Source organism: Alkalicoccus luteus (assembly GCF_052061695.1).
GTDB classification, from domain to species: domain Bacteria; phylum Bacillota; class Bacilli; order Bacillales; family Salisediminibacteriaceae; genus Alkalicoccus; species Alkalicoccus luteus.
Genome location: NZ_JBPZEY010000010.1, coordinates 23,430 through 41,848, shown reverse-complemented (window position 1 = coordinate 41,848; position 18,419 = coordinate 23,430). Strand labels below are relative to the sequence as shown.

18 protein-coding genes and 5 tRNA genes are annotated in these 18,419 nt (G+C 52.2%); 1 reads left to right on the top strand and 22 read right to left on the bottom strand.

Annotation, left to right across the window (positions count from 1 at the left end):
- Window positions 1-9: 9 nt before the first annotated feature.
- The 21 genes from ACSZLD_RS13325 to ACSZLD_RS13225 all read right to left on the bottom strand — a co-directional run bounded on the left by ACSZLD_RS13325 (window position 10) and on the right by ACSZLD_RS13225 (window position 17,356).
- Window positions 10-804, bottom strand: coding sequence for a two-component system regulatory protein YycI (locus ACSZLD_RS13325; protein WP_444685452.1), 795 nt, complete (start codon window positions 802-804; stop codon window positions 10-12).
- Window positions 785-2,161 carry a YycH family regulatory protein gene (locus ACSZLD_RS13320; protein ID WP_444685451.1) on the bottom strand — a complete coding sequence of 459 codons (1,377 nt, stop codon included), beginning with the start codon at window positions 2,159-2,161 and terminating at the stop codon, window positions 785-787. Before ACSZLD_RS13320 ends, ACSZLD_RS13325 begins: the two co-directional genes overlap by 20 nt.
- On the bottom strand, window positions 2,161-3,987 hold the full coding sequence (gene walK, locus ACSZLD_RS13315) for a cell wall metabolism sensor histidine kinase WalK (protein WP_444685524.1): 1,827 nt from the start codon (window positions 3,985-3,987) through the stop codon (window positions 2,161-2,163). Before walK ends, ACSZLD_RS13320 begins: the two co-directional genes overlap by 1 nt.
- Window positions 3,988-3,996: 9 nt before the next feature.
- Window positions 3,997-4,704: a response regulator YycF gene (yycF, locus tag ACSZLD_RS13310; protein WP_444685450.1), complete on the bottom strand. Its 708-nt coding sequence runs from the start codon at window positions 4,702-4,704 to the stop codon at window positions 3,997-3,999.
- Window positions 4,705-4,889: 185 nt separating this feature from the next.
- Window positions 4,890-4,965: transfer RNA gene (locus ACSZLD_RS13305), tRNA-Thr, on the bottom strand.
- 8 nt (window positions 4,966-4,973) lie between these two features.
- Window positions 4,974-5,049 (bottom strand) — tRNA-Phe (locus ACSZLD_RS13300).
- 18 nt (window positions 5,050-5,067) lie between these two features.
- Window positions 5,068-5,143: transfer RNA gene (locus ACSZLD_RS13295), tRNA-Asp, on the bottom strand.
- Between the two features lie 30 nt (window positions 5,144-5,173).
- A tRNA-Met gene (locus ACSZLD_RS13290) sits at window positions 5,174-5,250 on the bottom strand.
- Between the two features lie 314 nt (window positions 5,251-5,564).
- A tRNA-Glu gene (locus ACSZLD_RS13285) sits at window positions 5,565-5,639 on the bottom strand.
- Window positions 5,640-5,840: 201 nt separating this feature from the next.
- Window positions 5,841-7,133, bottom strand: coding sequence for an Nramp family divalent metal transporter (locus tag ACSZLD_RS13280; RefSeq protein WP_444685449.1), 1,293 nt, complete (start codon window positions 7,131-7,133; stop codon window positions 5,841-5,843).
- Between the two features lie 229 nt (window positions 7,134-7,362).
- Complete coding sequence (locus ACSZLD_RS13275) at window positions 7,363-8,649, bottom strand: adenylosuccinate synthase (protein ID WP_377908896.1); 1,287 nt, start codon at window positions 8,647-8,649, stop codon at window positions 7,363-7,365.
- A 210-nt stretch (window positions 8,650-8,859) separates the two neighbouring features.
- Window positions 8,860-9,327, bottom strand: coding sequence for a hypothetical protein (locus tag ACSZLD_RS13270; RefSeq protein ID WP_444685448.1), 468 nt, complete (start codon window positions 9,325-9,327; stop codon window positions 8,860-8,862).
- 215 nt (window positions 9,328-9,542) lie between these two features.
- Window positions 9,543-10,907: a replicative DNA helicase gene (gene dnaB, locus ACSZLD_RS13265; RefSeq protein ID WP_168008773.1), complete on the bottom strand. Its 1,365-nt coding sequence runs from the start codon at window positions 10,905-10,907 to the stop codon at window positions 9,543-9,545.
- 27 nt (window positions 10,908-10,934) lie between these two features.
- Window positions 10,935-11,378: a 50S ribosomal protein L9 gene (rplI, locus tag ACSZLD_RS13260; RefSeq protein ID WP_377908894.1), complete on the bottom strand. Its 444-nt coding sequence runs from the start codon at window positions 11,376-11,378 to the stop codon at window positions 10,935-10,937.
- The gene (locus ACSZLD_RS13255; protein WP_444685447.1) at window positions 11,375-13,345 is read right to left on the bottom strand and encodes a DHH family phosphoesterase; all 1,971 of its coding nucleotides are present in this window, start codon (window positions 13,343-13,345) and stop codon (window positions 11,375-11,377) included. Before ACSZLD_RS13255 ends, rplI begins: the two co-directional genes overlap by 4 nt.
- A gap of 12 nt (window positions 13,346-13,357) precedes the next feature.
- Window positions 13,358-14,299: a YybS family protein gene (locus ACSZLD_RS13250; protein WP_444685446.1), complete on the bottom strand. Its 942-nt coding sequence runs from the start codon at window positions 14,297-14,299 to the stop codon at window positions 13,358-13,360.
- 159 nt (window positions 14,300-14,458) lie between these two features.
- The gene (rpsR, locus tag ACSZLD_RS13245) at window positions 14,459-14,686 is read right to left on the bottom strand and encodes a 30S ribosomal protein S18 (RefSeq protein WP_377908891.1); all 228 of its coding nucleotides are present in this window, start codon (window positions 14,684-14,686) and stop codon (window positions 14,459-14,461) included.
- A 43-nt stretch (window positions 14,687-14,729) separates the two neighbouring features.
- Window positions 14,730-15,254 (bottom strand): single-stranded DNA-binding protein, encoded by a 525-nt coding sequence (ssb, locus tag ACSZLD_RS13240; RefSeq protein ID WP_168008764.1) that lies wholly within the window; start codon window positions 15,252-15,254, stop codon window positions 14,730-14,732.
- Window positions 15,255-15,296: 42 nt separating this feature from the next.
- Complete coding sequence (rpsF, locus tag ACSZLD_RS13235) at window positions 15,297-15,584, bottom strand: 30S ribosomal protein S6 (RefSeq protein ID WP_377908890.1); 288 nt, start codon at window positions 15,582-15,584, stop codon at window positions 15,297-15,299.
- Between the two features lie 279 nt (window positions 15,585-15,863).
- Window positions 15,864-16,964, bottom strand: a complete 1,101-nt coding sequence (gene ychF / locus ACSZLD_RS13230; protein ID WP_377908889.1) for a redox-regulated ATPase YchF — start codon at window positions 16,962-16,964, stop codon at window positions 15,864-15,866.
- Window positions 16,965-17,155: 191 nt separating this feature from the next.
- Complete coding sequence (locus ACSZLD_RS13225; RefSeq protein ID WP_377908888.1) at window positions 17,156-17,356, bottom strand: DUF951 domain-containing protein; 201 nt, start codon at window positions 17,354-17,356, stop codon at window positions 17,156-17,158.
- Between the two features lie 129 nt (window positions 17,357-17,485).
- On the opposite strand from ACSZLD_RS13225, the gene ACSZLD_RS13220 reads away from it, so the two are divergent.
- Window positions 17,486-17,716, top strand: a complete 231-nt coding sequence (locus ACSZLD_RS13220) for a hypothetical protein (protein ID WP_377908887.1) — start codon at window positions 17,486-17,488, stop codon at window positions 17,714-17,716.
- On the opposite strand, the gene ACSZLD_RS13215 is transcribed toward ACSZLD_RS13220, so the two are convergent.
- Window positions 17,660-18,364, bottom strand: a complete 705-nt coding sequence (locus tag ACSZLD_RS13215; RefSeq protein WP_377908886.1) for a DUF554 domain-containing protein — start codon at window positions 18,362-18,364, stop codon at window positions 17,660-17,662. The two genes, ACSZLD_RS13220 and ACSZLD_RS13215, sit on opposite strands and share 57 nt — an antisense overlap.
- Window positions 18,365-18,419 lie beyond the last annotated feature (55 nt).

Here is an 18,419-nt window from a genome sequence, read left to right as displayed (position 1 = left end):
TTGTATACTCTAGCTCGTAATGTTCTGCACTTCCCCGGTGAGGGCGTTGACGAAAAACGGCTCGTCATCCACAATGACCCGCCAGACCGGAGCGTAAATTTGAAAGTTGGCGTCGACTTCCATCAAGTTGTAGTAGCCGATTGTGGCACTCGAAATCGTCGAATCCGTCCCAATGCCTACCTGCGGATCGTTGATGAGACGCTCGACGACCTGCATCGGCGTCAGCAGTTCTTCTTCCGCTCCCTGCTCGACAATCGTCAAGTAGCGCTGCGTATACGATACGATTTGTCCGCTGTCGTTCAGCTCAAGCACCACGTGGTAGCTGTCGCGCTCGTACTGGTCGATCATGCTGCCTTCAAACGTTTGATACAGTCCAATCAGACCTTCTTCTTCGTCGTAGGCGGCGAGCTGATATTCCTCTCCGCGGAAGACGTACTGCTGCATAAATGCCTCGGTGCTCGCAGACAGGTTCGCCGGAGAAAAGTTGTACGGTGAATCAAGCTCCGAATAGAGCGTCGTGCTGTCGATCAGCTCAATTTGCTGACGCTCCAGCGTCTGCTCCAAAAACGTGATGTCATCTTCAAACGAACGCTGCACGCCGGTGATCGGCGCTCCCGTCAGTTCTTCTTCCGTTTCCTCAAATTCAATCGTAATGCGCTGCTCTTCAATCTGGGAGTCGAGGGTCATCTGCTCGATTTCGTTGATGTCCCCGTGGCGCTGCTTTTCGGCCAGCTGATAGCCGAGAAAGATGTTGAGCAGCATAAACGTGACGATGAAAATCGTTTTAGTCCTGCTCCAGTCCATCCTCCAGCACCTCCTCTGTGACGCTTTCACTGTTCATATCCACTTCATGCCACTGGCCCCGGGCATAAACGAACCAAACCGGTTCAAATACGGCGATCGAATTCTGGCGGCTCATGCTGTACGCGACGCGCGCATCCTCCACGGTTTCCACCGGGAAAGTGGACATTTCCTCTTCAATATACGTTTCTACTTCACTGTACGGCGGCAGCTCCACGTTTGTGTCGATCTCAAACGGCCGCTCTTCCAGCTGAAACATCGGCCGCGAGTATTCGATAATTTCATTGCCGGACCGGGTGATGTCGATCGTGTAGTGGGAAGCACTGCCGGCGTTCGAATCAAATACCGGCATGCCCTGCACGTGCATCGTAAACGAGGCCCGGTCGTTGCTGCCTCCTTCACTCCAGGAGGTTGCATAAAAGTCGTCGGTCCAGCCGAAATGACCGTTAATGAACTCCTGGCTGGCTCGTACGATCGACTGCGTTGGCACTTGGGAGCCAGCAGTGAGATCCGGCCGGACATACTCCAGCACAGCGCCGCGGTTCGTCATGTCCATCATCCGCGTCCCGTCTGTATAGGAGCTGTCTTCGCCCTCCTGGAAATACTGGCGGACATAGTCCGGATCAGTAAAGAGCGTGTGGATAAATCCGTCCGGTGCGATATGCGTCGTTTCATACGTAAAGACGCGCTCCATCACCGGCTCCACCGGCAGGTAGCGTACCGGCTGAAAACTGGAATCGTCGCGCTCGTTTAACACGCGCGGCTCCACTTCCGTCTCTTCAAGGGCAATCCCCTGACTGAACGATTCGAGGTCAGAGACCGTCACTGAGGTCGGCGACTGGTACACCTCTTCCGCTTCCATATCGACAAAGCGAATCGCTACATCCGACGGGGTTCCCCCGCTCGTTTCCGTTACAATAATGCGGTCGACGCGATCGATTAAAATCATATCTTCGTCAATTCCAACAAGGTACTCCAGCCAGTCGCCTTCAAGCGGCTCATCAAAAATGAGCTCCATTCCATTGAAGGAACGGTTCACGCCCGGCGCATGATGGCTTCCGGTCAGCTCCATTTCCTCCAGCTCAAATTCCTGCAGCGTCTCCATGATCTCCAAATAGTTGTCCCCGGCCGGATGCACCCAGCTGCGGTCGCTTCCGCTGTGGCTGATGACCTGAGACGGATACAGCAGGTCTGTAAACGACTTCGTTTCCCCAATGTCTTCAATTTCAATATAGGAGTTATCCCCCTGATCCAGGACATTGTATGCCGGCTGATACGTCGACACGAGATAAGTCAGCACAACACTCGTTAAAATCATGGCCCAGAGGACAAATGTTTTGACGTTCTCGATAAACGGCATTACTGCGTCACCACCTCCTGGGCGTACGGCAGACTGAAGGAGAAGGTGGTGCCTTTGCCCCATTCACTGCTGACCCAGATATTTCCTCCGTGTGCCATCGCAATTTCCTTCGCAATGGCGAGACCGAGACCAGTGCCTCCGAGGTTGCGGGACCGCGCCTTGTCGACACGGTAAAACCGGTCAAATACGTGTGGAATGTTTTCTCTTGGAATGCCGACCCCTTCGTCTTTCACGCTGACAACAAGCCGCTCCTGCTCCTGCTTGAGCGATACGTTAATCGTACCGCCTTCCGGTGAGTACTTCACAGCGTTGGAAACGATGTTGTCCATCAGCTGCATCAGCTTATCCCGGTCTCCCTGCACGGTGATTTCCTCCTCCGGAATCCGCCGCTTGAACTGAATGTCCTGATTTTTCGTCGTCATCTCAAACCGGTCAATGACATGATTTACGAGCTGAGGCGCGTCAATTTCCGCAACGCTCACACTGTAGTCCTTGCTGTCCATCTTGGAAAGCTGGAGCAGGTCGTTGACGAGGCGAATCATCCGGTCCGTTTCATTCGACGTCACTTCCAGAAACTGCGGTGCAATGTCCGGATCGTTTATGGCGCCGTCCTGCAGCGCCTCCAGGTAGCTCTTCATCGACGTGAGCGGCGTGCGCAGCTCGTGCGAAACGTTGGCAACGAATTCGCGACGTTCTTCTTCGACGCGCTCCTGTTCCGTGACGTCGTGCAGCACAGCGATCAGGCCGTTCTCTGCTCCGTTGTCTCTCTCAATCGTCGAGAAGTTGGCCTCGATGATCATTTCTTCCTCCTGCGCGTCGAAGTCCAGCAGCAGCGGGTCCTGGAACCGGTACAAGTCGTTCAGCGTCATAAACTTGTCGAGTCCGAGCACGCTGGTGACATCCTTGCCTGCGAGCTCCTCCTGCCGCTTGCCGAAGATTTCCTCCGCCCGGCGGTTCACGAGAATCACATTGCCGTTCCGGTCGGTCGCGATGACGCCGTCGGTCATGTACATAAGTACCGAGGCGAGCTTGCGCCGCTCCCCTTCCGTTGTCGCGTGCGCTTCCTGCAGCTTATCAGTCAAATCGTTAAACGTTTCCGCAAGCTGACCGATCTCATCATCCCCGTATACGTTTACGTAGCGGGAGAAATCCCCCTGGCCCATGACGACCGCCTGCTCTTTCATATCAACGATCGGACGGGTAATTGTCCGGGATAAAAAGATACCAAGTGCAGCAGTCAGTCCGAGCGCGATAAACGTCCCGGCGTACAGAATCTGGCTGATATCGTTGATTTGATCGTACATTGCCTCCATCGATGCACGGATGTAGACTGCCCCGACGACTTCATCGGCGTCGGAGGTGACCGGAAGCGCCATGACGAGCGTCCGGTGATTGTTCAGGGAATTGAGCATAATCTCTCCTTCGGTATCCTCAATTCCGAGAAGCGCCTGTTTGACACTGAGCTCCTGCGCCCGCTGTCCCGTTACACTTTGCGCAGGGTTGGTCGAAGCCACCACTATGCTGTTCTGATCAATCACTTCCACATCCGCGGTTTCCATGTTAAATACGTCGCTTCGAAGCAAGGCGGAAACCCGTGCTTCCAGTGATTGATCCTCTTCCTCTTCTTCCGCTGTCAGCTCCTGCTCGACGTTATAGGCGAGCAGTCCGGCCCGTTCATTCAGCGTATCGCGGAAGTTGCTTTCCAGCTGTCCTTCCAGCTGCTGCGTGAAATAAACGCCGATGACCTGCATCGCGATGAGAATGAGAAGCATATAAATGACCACGATCTTGACGTGGATCGATTTATAAAAACGAATTTTTTTCATGTTCATGCATTAACTCTCCTGATCTGCCTGCCTTAAGTAATAGCCGACTCCCCGCCGGGTAATGATCCACGTCGGACTGCTCGGATTATCCTCTACCTTTTCACGCAGGCGGCGCACGGTTACGTCCACGGTGCGGACATCCCCAAAGTAGTCATAGCCCCAGACAGCCTGCAGCAAATGCTCCCGCGTCATCACTTGGCCCAAATGACGGCCGAGGTAGTAAATCAGCTCAAACTCACGGTGAGTCAGTTCAATCGGCTCTCCGCGCTTCGTCACGAGATAAGCATCCGGCTGAATCAGCAGCGGTCCGATCTCGATGTTTTTCGTATCGGTATCGACTTCCTCCGTCTTCTGCTTGCGGCGCAGGTTTGCCTTTACCCGCGCGACAAGTTCACGCGTGCTGAACGGCTTCGTGACATAATCATCCGCGCCAAGCTCCAGTCCGAGCACTTTGTCGATCTCCGAGTCTTTTGCCGTCAGCATGATGATCGGCATATCGTACGTTTTGCGAACTTCACGGCACACTTCCATGCCGTCTTTATATGGAAGCATAATATCGAGCAGAATCAGTGCGGGCACGTGCTCTTTTACGAGCTCGACCGCCTGATTGCCGTCATACGCACAGACGACATCAAAGCCTTCCTTCTCCAGTCCAAATTGTAATATATCAGCGATTGGTTTTTCGTCATCTACAACAAGAATCTTTTGCTTGTCCATACAGAACCCTCCTGTTTGTCTGCATTCCTTCTTCATTCTATCACAGATACCCGCAAGAATATATTTCCCGCCGGCGTCTGGTATTTCCCGGGAAATACTAAAAAACCGCACTGAAAAGCGCGGCCGATACCAGCATATACAAAAAAACTATCCTGCGCCGTTGCGCGGATAGGGATTGTGGATGGTGGTGCTGGCCAGAGGACTTGAACCCCCAACCTACTGATTACAAGTCAGTTGCTCTACCAATTGAGCTAGGCCAGCATAAAAAGTGGTGGCTCGGGACGGAATCGAACCGCCGACACACGGATTTTCAGTCCGTTGCTCTACCGACTGAGCTACCGAGCCAATTTATGCAAAAAAAAATGGCGGTCCCGACGGGAATCGAACCCGCGATCTCCTGCGTGACAGGCAGGCATGTTAACCGCTACACCACGGGACCATTCTTTCAGACCAGCTATCATATGTAAATTGGTTGCGGGGGATGGATTTGAACCATCGACCTTTGGGTTATGAGCCCAACGAGCTACCAGACTGCTCCACCCCGCGGCATTAAGAGTGCGGTTGTTGTGAACCGCAACAAAATTTATTATACGCTGCTCCTATTCAGAAGTCAACGGTTTTTTTCTGCAGATAAGCGGCGAATCTTTTCGTCACCTTCGGCCTCCGTCTGCGGTCACTTACCAGAGTAAGCTCCCTTGCCTTCTCCCTTGCTTCCTCAACCTTCTTGCTTCTCTGCAGAAAAAGGATTGGAATGCAGCGAATCTTTCTTTATCTAGTGGCTTCTGGAAAGGATCCGATTTGGTGAACGGCGTCGCATGAAAAAAAGTGCGGGCATCCCACAGCTTCTGCGAAAAAATAAATGGTGACCCGTACGGGATTCGAACCCGTGTTACCGCCGTGAAAGGGCGGTGTCTTAACCACTTGACCAACGGGCCACGTTTGCATGCCGCCTTTGCGACGTATTTTATAATACCATCTTTTTTATACCGCCGCAATATGTTTTCACTAAAAAGTTTTGCCACGGAGATCTTGCATCTGCTCCTTCAGCTAAGAATCCGGCAAATACCCCCGCCCGTCAGATACATCATCTGTCGGGCGGGGGTGCTGGTAACTAGGCATGAGCTGCTCACGCTCGGTTAAATGATGCCGAACAGATCAAGGTAGACGCGAATGGCAAGACCGCATACAAGCAGCATGACGGCTCCGTAAGCGATATTTTCGCGGAGGCTGTTTGCCTTATCTCCAAGCTCTTTTCGTCTCGTACAGAGCCACCAGATAGCTCCAACGACGATTGGCAGCAGCAGGCCGTTTAACGCCTGGGCAGTCATGATCATTTCAACTGGCGCGCCGCCAAAGAAGAAGACGACAACGATCGGCAGCACGGCAGCGATGGTAATCATAATCCGGTTCGGAAGTGCTTTCACGCTTTCTGTCGTTCCGGTAGCCTGGCCAAACAAGTGCGGCTGCACCGTGATGTTAAAGAGACCCGAGGAAAAGCCGGCCGCAAACAAACCGAGTGCGAAGAGAACGCCTGCGTACTGTCCGAGAAGCGGCGTCAGCTGATACGCCATATCGCCGGCGCCGGTGATTTCCGCCCCGGTCAGGTAAATCGTGCTGCCTGCGCAGATCAAAATGGAAACGGCGATCACAGCTGCGATTGTCAGATTCGTCCGCAAATCAAAATACGACAGCTGCATCTTTTTTTCAGTGGAAAGAGTCGTATTATTTTCATATTTCCTCTTAATAAACGCTGACAGACCAAGCGCAGTATTCGGCGGCAGTGTCGTTGCAATCAGTGCGAGAATGAGCCAGTAGTTCGCTTCCGGCACGTTAAAGGAGAAGCCGGTCGTTGCCACATCAGTGATGCTCGGTCCGGCAACGAATACGGTGAGAACAAATGCGCCGACCATCGTACCGATGATGATGCGGTTAATGTTTTCAATCAGCCGGTACACGCCGACCCAGGCAATAATCAGCGCCATAAAGGCCAGAATGGACACCCAGCCGACAATCGATACGGCCGGCAGAAAGAAGTTCAGTGCCAGGGCGGCTCCGATAAAGTTACCTGCCTGAAACGCAACCGCACCGAGCAGAAGCGCAACGTACACAGGAATGGATACTTTCTTTCCCAAGTAGACGCGGATGCCATCCATGGCGGACATCCCGGTCTGGAGCGTAAACTTTACGATTGGACGCTGAAAGTAGTAGGCAGCGATACAGGCGAGAACGAGCACCCACATCACTTGAAAGCCGTAAGAGGCACCGGCCACCGAAACGGTTGTTACTGTACCTGGCCCGATAATACAGGCTGCTACAATGGCACTCGGCCCGAGCGATGCCAGTCGTTCCTTCATTGTCAATGGTGCTTCGTTGGCTGTCTGCTGCTCCACAAGGACATCTGTCATTCGCTTTTGCGCTTCGATGATCATACACCTCTCTGTAATAGGATTACGTATAGTAAACCATGGACAATAAGAGGATGCAGGAAGTTCGGCAGATTCGCTGACAAACAAATTTTCTGAAAAATCTTCCAATTTACTACTTTATGATTGATTTACGTGCTTTTCACTTTCCGTTTTGTATCTTCTGCAGAGATAAGAAAAAAAGCCCGTCAGGACACCTGACAGGCTTCTTGCATCGTTTTCGAATTTAGGCGGATCAGCCGAATACGCCGCGGACGAGGTTCGTCTGCTTGCGGTCCGGGCCGACGGAGAAAATAGAGAGCGGAATTCCTGTAAGCTGTGAAATGCGCTCTACGTAGTAGATGGCGTTTCTCGGCAGTTCATGCAGAGAACGGACACCGGTGATATCTTCTTCCCAGCCTGGCATCTCTTCGTATACAGGCTCACACTCAGCGAGCACCTTCAGGCTTGCCGGGAAATGCTCAATGATCTCACCGCGGTACTTATATGCGGTACAGATCTTCAGCGTTTCAATGCCTGTCAGCACGTCGATGGAGTTAAGGGAAAGATCAGTGATGCCGCTCACTCGTCGAGCATGGCGCACAACGACACTGTCAAACCAGCCGACACGGCGCGGACGTCCGGTCGTTGTCCCATACTCATTGCCGACTTCACGAATCTTGTCGCCGACGCTGTCCTTCAGTTCTGTCGGAAATGGGCCGTCGCCGACGCGTGTCGTGTACGCTTTCGATACCCCGACAACATGGTCGATCTTCGATGGGCCAACGCCGGAGCCGATTGTCACACCGCCTGCAATCGGGTTTGACGAGGTGACGAACGGATACGTTCCCTGATCGATATCGAGCATCACGCCCTGAGCACCTTCAAACAGCACGCGGCGCCCGTCATCAAGACCGTCGTTTAAAATAACAGACGTATCTGTCACATACTTCGCGATCTGCTGCCCGTACTCGTAGTATTCGTTTAGAATATCTTCTTTTTTGCATCCTTCTGTTTCATAAATGCGCTCGAGTACGCGGTTCTTTTCACGCAGATTTATCTCAAGCTTTTCCTCAAACGTTTCCCGGTCGAGCAGATCCACGATGCGGATACCGGTACGTGCTGCTTTATCCATGTAAGCCGGGCCGATTCCTTTGCGGGTCGTACCGATTTTATTGTCGCCTTTGCTCTCTTCTTCTGCAATGTCGAGCTTCAGGTGATACGGCAGAATGACGTGTGCCCGGCTGCTGATGCGCAGGTTGTCAGTCGAAACTCCGCGCTCGTGCAGGTAGGCAAGCTCTTCCACGAGCGCCTTTGGATCGATGACCATTCCGTTTCCGATCACACAGATCTTATCTTTGTAAAAAATACCTGATGGAATCAAATGAAGCTTATACTTCGTATCGTCAAATACAATCGTATGTCCGGCGTTGTTACCTCCCTGATAGCGCGCGATCATTTCCGCGCGTTCGGAAAGATAGTCCGTAATTTTTCCTTTTCCTTCGTCTCCCCACTGCGTTCCTACAACTACTACCGATGGCATGGATGGAGCACCTCCAACTTTCGTTAACATTTATTCGTTCTTCCATTAGAGCCATCGTCAGTTTATCAGTTTGCTCCGCTTCCGTCAATACAATTACCGAACGTTCCTGATAGATAAAACATCATTGTTCGTCAATCGAGATTTTTGTGAACGGCAGCTGTCGCTTCATGTAAACATCTATTGTGGTGAACAGTTTTTCAAATAACGAGCCTACCCTTTCACCAACAAGCGCAGCAGTTGAAGACCGTCTGACGCGCAGCCTCCATAACAGCTGATCCAGCGTGGATAAGTAATTGGAATTGCTGTCAGCAGAAAGATCGATGCATTCATATAAAGGAGCCCGTTTAAAATAGTATGTAGTTCTCCTGATGGAATCAGTTGAGCAAGTATGGAAAAGAAGCCAGCAGCTAAAAGAGATAAGAGAGGACCTCCCAGCAATGCAGTCAAATGTTGACGCTTATTTATATATTCCCATTTACAAAAGCCCGCGTAAGACCAGCTTAAATAAAATTGAAGTTTTCCTAATTGAAACGACCGTTTGCGGTTGTCATTCCAATTACCAAGATAGATTTGTGCCTTGGAATGAGAAGCACTGATTGCCCCAAGACCGTGCCCAGTTTCATGCAGAAATACAGATAGTGGAATGCCGACTACGAAAAGGACGGCTATTGCTAGCATTTTCGTCATCTCCTTACCGAATCAACTATCTATGAAAAACTCACTTTCTATATTAACATATAATTCCATTTAGAATGTCTTCTTTGATGCTGCAATACAGTAACATCGTGCTGTTCAGCATTTAAACCCCGGCGGAAACCGGATGCGGTTCCGAAAACAAAAAAGCCGCCGTTTTACACGGAGGCTCTTTGCTCGCTGTTGATACATGAAACCGGTCATGCACCTGGCGGCATGTCGCTTTCGTCGTGGCGGCGTTCGAGGTTGACGAATTTGTTGAATTCTTTTACGAACGCGAGCTCGACGGTTCCGACCGGACCGTTACGCTGTTTGGCGATGATGATCTCAATGATATCCTTCTTTTCCGATTCCTGATCGTAGTAGTCATCGCGGTACAGGAAGGCGACAATGTCGGCATCCTGCTCGATGCTTCCGGATTCCCGGATATCAGACATCATCGGCCGTTTATCCTGACGGGATTCCACGCCTCGGGACAGCTGGGAAAGGGCGATGACGGGCACTTCCAGCTCACGAGCCAGACCCTTCAACTCCCGGGAAATCTCAGATACTTCCTGCTGGCGGCCTTCGCTGGAGCGGGCGTCGCCCTGAATCAGCTGCAGATAGTCAATCATGATCATGCCGAGCCCGGATTCCTGCTTAAGCTTTCGGCATTTGGAGCGGATCTCTTTCACTTTAATTCCCGGAGTATCATCGATGTAGATGCCTGCTTTCGAGAGCGAGCCCATCGCCATCGTCAGACGCTGCCAGTCCTCATCCTCAAGGCGTCCGGTACGCAGACGCTGGGCGTCGATATTGCCTTCTGCGCAGAGCATACGCATGACGAGCTGATCGGCGCCCATCTCGAGACTGAAAATCGCGACGTTCTCATCCGTTTTTGTCGCCACGTTCTGCGATATATTCAGCGCGAACGCGGTTTTACCAACCGATGGACGTGCGGCGACGATGACGAGGTCGTTTTTCTGGAATCCGGCTGTGATCCGGTCCAGTTCCACAAACCCTGTCGGCACACCGGTCACTTCCCCGGCTGTGTGCTGAAGAAGCTCAATCTTATCAAACGCTTCGATCAATACGTCTTTAATGTCGACGAATTCACCGGACGACTGGCGTCTGGAGACGTCGAGGATCGATTTTTCTGCCTCGTTTAAGATCGCATCGACTTCATCTTCTGCTGAATAGCTTTCAGAAGCGATATTGGTCGCTACCCGGATCAGCCGGCGCAGCAGTGACTTTTCCTCTACAATCTGCGTGTAATAGTGCACGTTCGCCGCCGTCGGTACGGTATTGGCGAGCTCGCCAAGGTACGACACGCCCCCGACCTCCTCAAGCCAGCCGCGCTGGTTGAGGTCATCGATGAGCGTCACAAGATCCACCGGCTCCCCTTTATCAGAGAGCTCGAGCATTACTTCGTAAATGCGGCTGTGCTGCACGCGGTAGAAGTCCTCCGGCATGAGCCGCTCGGAGGCGGTGACCAGCGCCTGGGGATCAAGAAAAATCGCACCAAGCACAGCCTGTTCAGCTTCTATATTCTGCGGCGGTGTCCGGTCCGTGAACAGTTCGTTCATCATAATCCCCCGTTTCCAGGCTTCGCCCTAGGCTTCTGCAACGTGTACTTTAATGACCGCCGTTACTTTCGGATGAAGCTTCAAATTGACGTTCGTATAGCCAAGCGCGCGGATCGGCTCGTTCATGTCGATTTTGCGCTTGTCGATCTTATAGCCGTCTTTTTTGAGCTGATCGGCAATTTGTTTGTTCGTCACAGCACCGAAGAGACGGCCGCCTTCACCGGCTTTAGCGGAAAGCTCGACTGTTTTTTCCTCCAGCTCGTCCTTCAGCTTTTTCGCATTTTCCAATTCCTGCTCTGCCTGACGCTCTTCGCTCTCTTTTTTCTTCTCAAGCGACTTCATGTTGCCCTGATTCGCTTCGAGCGCGAGGTTGTTCTTCAGCAGATAATTGCGGGCATACCCGTCTGGTACGTCCTTAATGTCGCCTTTTTTTCCTTTTCCTTTTACGTCTTTCAGGAAGATGACTTTCATGCTGATTGTCCTCCTTTAAAATACTCATCTATTTTTTCTTTAAGAAGCGTTTCTGCTTCTTCCTCTGTCATATTTTCCAGCTGCGTGGCTGCGTTCGTCAAGTGTCCGCCGCCGTTCATTTTTTCCATAATCACCTGGACGTTCACCTCGCCGAGCGATCGTGCGCTGATGCTGATCCGACCATCGTCCATTTTAGAAATAACGAAGGAAGCGATGACGTTGTTCATCGTCAGCAGCGTATCCGCTGCCTGAGCGATGAGCACCTGTCCGTACGTTTCGTCCGAATAGCCGAGCGCAATCGCCACGCCGCCTGAATAAATGTGCGCCTGCTCAATCAGCTTGGACCGCTTCACGTAGTGATCGAGATCTTCCTTCAGCAGCTTTTGGACGAGCGTCGTGTCTGCTCCGCGGCTGCGGAGATAAGCCGCCGCGTCAAACGTACGCGAGCCGGTGCGGATCGCAAAGCTTTTCGTATCGACGATGATTCCGGCAAGAAGCGCTGTCGCCTCAAGCGTATTGACCTGCGGCTGACGAGGCTGGTATTCCAGCAGCTCGGTCACGAGCTCTGCCGTTGAAGAAGCATACGGCTCCATATACACGAGCACCGCGTCGTCGATGAAATCCTCCCCGCGGCGGTGATGGTCCACAACGATGGTGCGCTCCACTTTATCAAGCAGCCGTGCTTCTTGAACGAGCTTTGGCTTGTGCGTATCCACGACGATGAGCAGCGTTCCGTTTGTAACTTCTTCCCGCGCCTCATCCGGTGAAATGAATCTGGCCCAGAGGGAGCGGTCTTCTTCGACTTCCTTCAACAGCTTTTTGACGCTCTGATTGATATCATCCGGGTCAAGTACGATATAGCCGTCCTTATCATTGGCTTCGGCAATTTTCAGCATGCCGATCGCCGCCCCGATTGAATCCATATCCGGATTTTTATGCCCCATAATAAAGACCTTGTCGCTTTCGCGGATGAAGTCACGGACGGCATGAGAAATAACTCGGGCCCGGACTCGTGTCCGTTTTTCGGTCGCGTTGCTTTTTCCGCCGTAAAAGCGGACTTTCCCGTTCCGTTCTTTGATCGCAACCTGGTCGCCGCCACGGCCGAGTGCCAGATCGAGACTCGACTGGGCAAGTGCGCCAAGCTCGCGCAGCGATGGATCCCCGCTGCCGATCCCGATGCTCAGCGTGAGCGCTACTTTTTCTTCCTGCGTATTTTCCCGTATTTCATCGAGCAGCGTAAACCGGTCGGCTTCCAAATCGGCAAGCGTGCCTTCATTAAAGACGGCAATAAACCGGTCCGATGACGTACGGCGGATTAAAATGTCGTGCTCGCGCGACCACTGTGTCAGCGCTTCGGTTACATGGGAAAGAAGCCGGCTTCGCAGCTGGTCATCCATTCCCTGGGTGACTTCATCGTAGTTGTCGAGGTAAATAAACGCGAAAACCGTCTTCTCGCGCTTAAATTTTTCTTTCACTTCCTGCTCTTCGGTCGCATTCGTAAAGTAAAGCAGGCGCTCATCCGGTTCATGGCTGATCCGGTAGTTTTCGCTGCCCACTTTAATAAAGAAGGACCGCTTCTCTTCATTGACAAGCTCCAGAAGTTCTCCGGAAAGTTCATCCAGAGAAGCGCCGGTCAGCTCTTCTTCGGTGACGTGCTGCATATACGGGTTCGTCCACTGAATCATTCGCTCTTCGTTGTACAGAAGCATACCAACAGGCATTTTCGTCACTGCCTTCTCCCCCGCCTTGTTGACGCGGTAGGTCAGTGTGGATATATATTCAGCCAAATCGCGTTCGAACTGAATCCTCGCTCTGATCACGACAACCCCCATGATAGCAAGCAGCACAAATCCAGCCGTGCCGAGGCGCCATTCAAAATACATAAGGGCAGCGGAAGTCAGAGCCGCGATGACAGCCAGCAGAATGACGTGATAGCCATGCCACCGCTTCATGAGGAATTTGGGCATTCTACACAACTCCTACCTCTGCGATTGTAATCGCGTTCTCAAGTCAAAACCTAAATCAATTATACCTAAGATTCGTATAATAGGAAGCATAAACGGGAAAACTACCATCGTCAGCGTAATCAAGACCGGCAGCACAATGCTGAGCCGCTTGAGATGAAAAAAGAAAAACAGAAAGGCGATTCCCTGCACCACCATCAGCAGCCCCATCACGGCCATCAGGTTTTCCGAGAGCAGATTAAGCGTGCCTTCCCCGCCTTCACTTCTATTGATAAAAGAGAGGATAAGAACGATCAGGTAATACCAGATAAACGACTTCGGCAGGCTCCATTCCCGGAGCGGAGGAAATCCCGGTATGTCTGCACTCCGTTTGCGGAGCATCCAGGCCGATGTCAGCTGGGTGATGAGGGCGACGATGCCTCCTGTGATGACCATAATTGCCGGTACGATCACGCTCAGTCCATCTATGAACGCCATCATCAGGTCGACTGCTTCCTCTTCTTCGGCAGGATCCAGACCGAGCACGCCGCCAGTCGAATCAAGCGATTCCTCCATCACCGTCTGAAATTGGCCGACAGGATCGGCATCCGTCAGCGCCATAACGCCGGCATACGTGAGCACAATCCCGCCAATGATGCTGAGAGCGGCTCCGGCGTAAACGCCGAAAGCGGGTTCACCGCGGCGGTACAGCTCGCCGATCACAATCCCGGAGATCATAAAGAGCAGCAGAACCGGCGGCGCAAGCGGACCGATCAGCAGCAGTAGAATGGTAAAAGCAGCGAGCGCCGACACGGATCCTGCTTTCCAGCCGTATTTATATGTAAACAAGACGAGTGGAATCGGCAGGAAAAAGATCAGGACAAGCAGCAGAAACGGAATAAGCAGTGAAGCAAAAACGAGAGCGGTAAAGGCAAGTGCTGCGACTGCCCCGTCTTTTATTATATGTTGATCCATCATCGGGCACCTTCTTTAGTCCAAGCAAGTAATAGTTGCACATCCGTTAGTTTACCATGTAAAAGGACCTGTACTCAAAAAGAAAGAGCACAAGCCGACCACACGGCAGAAATGAAAGAAAACCCCCGCTATGAACAGTCATAACGAGGGTCTTACCAGTCTTTACTCTGTGACGAATGGAAGCAGTGCCATTGTGCGTGAACGCTTCACTGCAGCAGTAAGCTGACGCTGATACTTGGCAGAAGTTCCTGTCACTCGGCGAGGAAGAATCTTCCCGCGCTCAGAGATAAACTTCTTCAGAAGCTCTGTGTCCTTGTAGTCAATTTTCTTGATCTTGTTAACGGTAAAGTAACAAACTTTACGGCGTCTTGGTCGACCACGACGTGCCATGATGCAAAACCTCCTTTAGGTTTAGTGATTATAGGGAGCCGTATTAGAACGGCAGATCGTCATCATCAATATCGATCGGCTTGCCTTCACCGGCAAACGGATCATCATTGGATGGACCTTGACCGAAACCGCCGCCTGAGGAGGACGATGTCGAAGATCCCTGACCGGCACCAGCCGGACTTCCGTAGCCCTGCTGATCCTGTGGAGCACCGTAGGACTGCTGGCCGCCTTGGCCGCCTCCCTGGGATCCACGTGGTTCTAAGAACTGGACGCTGTCTGCGACAACTTCTGTCATGAAAACACGACGGCCTTCATTGTTATCAAAGCTGCGCGTCTGAATGCGTCCTTCCACACCTGCCAGACTGCCTTTTTTCAGGTAGTTGGCCACGTTTTCAGCCTGTTTTCTCCAAACTACTGTGTTGATGAAGTCCGCTTCACGGTTTCCCTGCTGATTGGAGAACGGTCGGTTCACAGCAAGTGTGAACGTCGCGACTGCAACTCCGTTCGCTGTGTAGCGAAGCTCGGGATCTTTCGTAAGGCGGCCGACTAGGACAACGCGGTTAATCATCCGGCATTCCTCCCTGCATGGTGGTTTCGGTCAAACGTATAATTAGTCATCCTCGCGGACAATGATCGAACGCAGGATGTTGTCGTTGATAGAGCTGAGTCGGTTAAACTCGTCGAGAGCCGTCTTTTCAGCCTTTACCTGAAGAATAACGTAGTAGCCTTCAGAAAAGTCCTGGATCTCGTAGGCAAGTCGCTTTCTGCCCTTTTCCTCTGTCTCCGTAACCTCTGCGCCGTTGTCTGTCAGGATTTTATTGAAACGCTCAACAGTTTCCTTTGTCTGAGCTTCCTCGATATCCGGACGTACAATGTACATAATTTCATAATTGCGCATGTGATGTCACCTCCTTTTGGACTATGGCCCTTCTCTGTGAAGAAGAGCAAGGAGCGAGTCGTTTTGCTCGCAAGTGTTTATTATAGCAGACAGAGTGAGGCGGATCAATAGAAGATTTACACACTTGACGTGACGAGTGCAGGGCGCTGTTTCCGTGCGGCCATTACGCTTTTAAAGGTGCTTGAAAGCCCGGAATGTCGATGCTGACAAGCCTTCTCGATCGGACCTTTCAGACGCAAAAGAGCGGCTCTCCAAAAGAGAACCGCTCCCAGCCATTCCTTATACGTTAAAGCGGAAGTGCACCACATCACCGTCTTTGACGATGTACTCTTTTCCTTCGAGACGCACGTTGCCTTGTTCTTTCGCCTTAGACATACTCCCGGCAGTCGTCAAGTCATCGTAGGAAACGACTTCGGCCCGGATAAAGCCGCGTTCAAAGTCGGTATGAATGACGCCGGCCGCCTGTGGCGCCTTTGTGCCGCGGCGAATCGTCCAGGCGCGCACTTCCTGCTTGCCTGCAGTGAAATACGTATCAAGACCGAGCAGGGCATAAGCAGCGCGGATCAGCTGGTCGAGTCCCGATTCGGCGATGCCGAGATCATCGAGGAACTCCTGCTTCTCTTCGCCTTCAAGCTCTGCAATTTCCGATTCGATCTTCGCACAGATGACGATCACTTCTGAATTTTCCTCTGCCGCAAATTCTCTCACCTTCTGTACATGCGGGTTGCTGTCGGCGTCGAGGATCTCCTCTTCGCTGACGTTCGCTGCATACAGCACCGGCTTTGCCGTTAGCAGCTGGAAGCCTTTGACGATTTTCGCTTCTTCCTTGGAGAGCTCCAGGCTTCTCGCCGGCTTCTCTTCCTCAAATGTGTCGCGCAGCTTCTTCAGCACCTCGAACTCGGCCATCGCATCTTTGTCCTTGGACTTGGCCATCTTCTCCACCTTGCTGATGCGCTTTTCCACCGTCTCCAGGTCCGCGAGAATCAGCTCCAGGTTAATGATTTGAATGTCACGGATCGGATCAACGCTTCCGGATACGTGCGTGATGTTCTCATCGTCAAAGCAGCGGACGACGTGAGAAATAGCATCTACTTCGCGGATGTGGGAGAGGAACTTGTTGCCGAGGCCTTCCCCTTTGCTTGCGCCTTCCACAATCCCTGCAATATCGGTAAATTCAAACGCAGTTGGAACCGTCTTATGCGGCTCCACCATTTCTGTCAGCGTGTCGAGGCGCGAATCCGGTACTTCCACGATCCCGACGTTCGGGTCGATCGTACAGAACGGGTAGTTGGCAGATTCGGCACCTGCCTGCGTAATTGCATTAAACAGCGTCGATTTTCCGACGTTCGGAAGACCGACGATTCCAGTCGTTAAAGCCATGTTGTCATTACTCCTTTATTATATGCTTGCATCATCCGTCATCAACAGGCATCGGCACAGGCGAAACACCTGTCCCTCTGCATCCTTTCTCATTATAGAGAGTCGGACGCCGGAACGCAACCGCCGCACAAAAGTGGTGCCGCGCCTGTACGCAGCGTTCAACACACAAAAAAACCGCGGCAGCTCCGCGGTTAGTCTGATGCTCTGCTTTCGGTGAGCACCCGCTTCATTTTTTTCTCAAAGTCACGGCGCGGCATCATGATGCTGTGACTGCATCCCATGCACTTAATGCGGATGTCCATGCCCATGCGGATTATTTTCCAGCGGTTTTCGCCGCAGGGGTGCTGCTTTTTCATCTCCACAATATCGTTGAGCTGAAAGGCTTCTGCCATACGCCTCATCCTCCCTGTCCTCAGTCTCTTCTATTAAGAATAAAAGATACGCGCCGGTTTTTCCAGCTTTTCCTGCCGTGTGGTAAAATAAAGAAAAAGTTGCTGTACCAGCTGAAGGAGGCGGAGAGGATGCAAGGCTTATTTATTCCCGGAGGACTGTTTATCGGCATGGGGATCGGGCTGCTGTTTGACCGGCCGGATGTCGGCCTGTTTATCGGACTCGGCATCGGCTTTATGAGCATGCCCGTCTATACGCTGTTTCAAAAGCGGATCCAGGTCATTGAGTATCAGATTCCGAAATCATCAGAAGAACCAGGTTTGCAGGAGAACGAAGAGCACGACGAGCGGAATAGCCGGTAGCAGGTTCGCGATTCTCGTTTTCGGCACGCCGAGCAGGTTCAGACCGATGCCGATGATCATGAGGCCGCCGACCGCGGTCATTTCACTGATGATGACGTCCAGCAGCTCCTCCGGAATAAATCGGACGATCCAAACGGCTGCAAGAGCTATCGTTCCCTGATACAGCATGACGGGGATCGCGGAGAAAAGCACCCCGATGCCGAGCGTAGACGCAAAAATAATAGACGTAAAGCCATCCAGTACGGCTTTTGTCAAGAGCACCGAATGATCCTGGCGAAAGCCACTGTCGAGCGCGCCAATGATCGCCATTGCTCCGACGACGAACAGAAGCGTCGCTGCAATAAACCCTTCTGCTACGGATCCTTCCCCTTCCTTCTTCACCTTCGTTTCCAGCCAGTAGCCAAAGCTGTTTAATTTCCCTTCCAAATTCATCCGTTCACCGAGAACGGCTCCGAGCGCGAGACTGAAAATGACGAGCAGAAACTCGGTTCCTTCCATCGCCATCGTAATTCCGAGCAAAAGCACTGCCAGCGCAATAGCTTTCATCACCGTTTCCGACATTCCTTTGGACAGGCGCGGCAGCTTCGTGCCGATGAGTGCGCCGATGATGATGGCAAGGCCGTTTACGATCGTTCCAAACAGTATCATATGCAGGATCTCCTATAGAGAGCGGACGCAGCAAAGCCGCCTTCTGCCGGCAGAA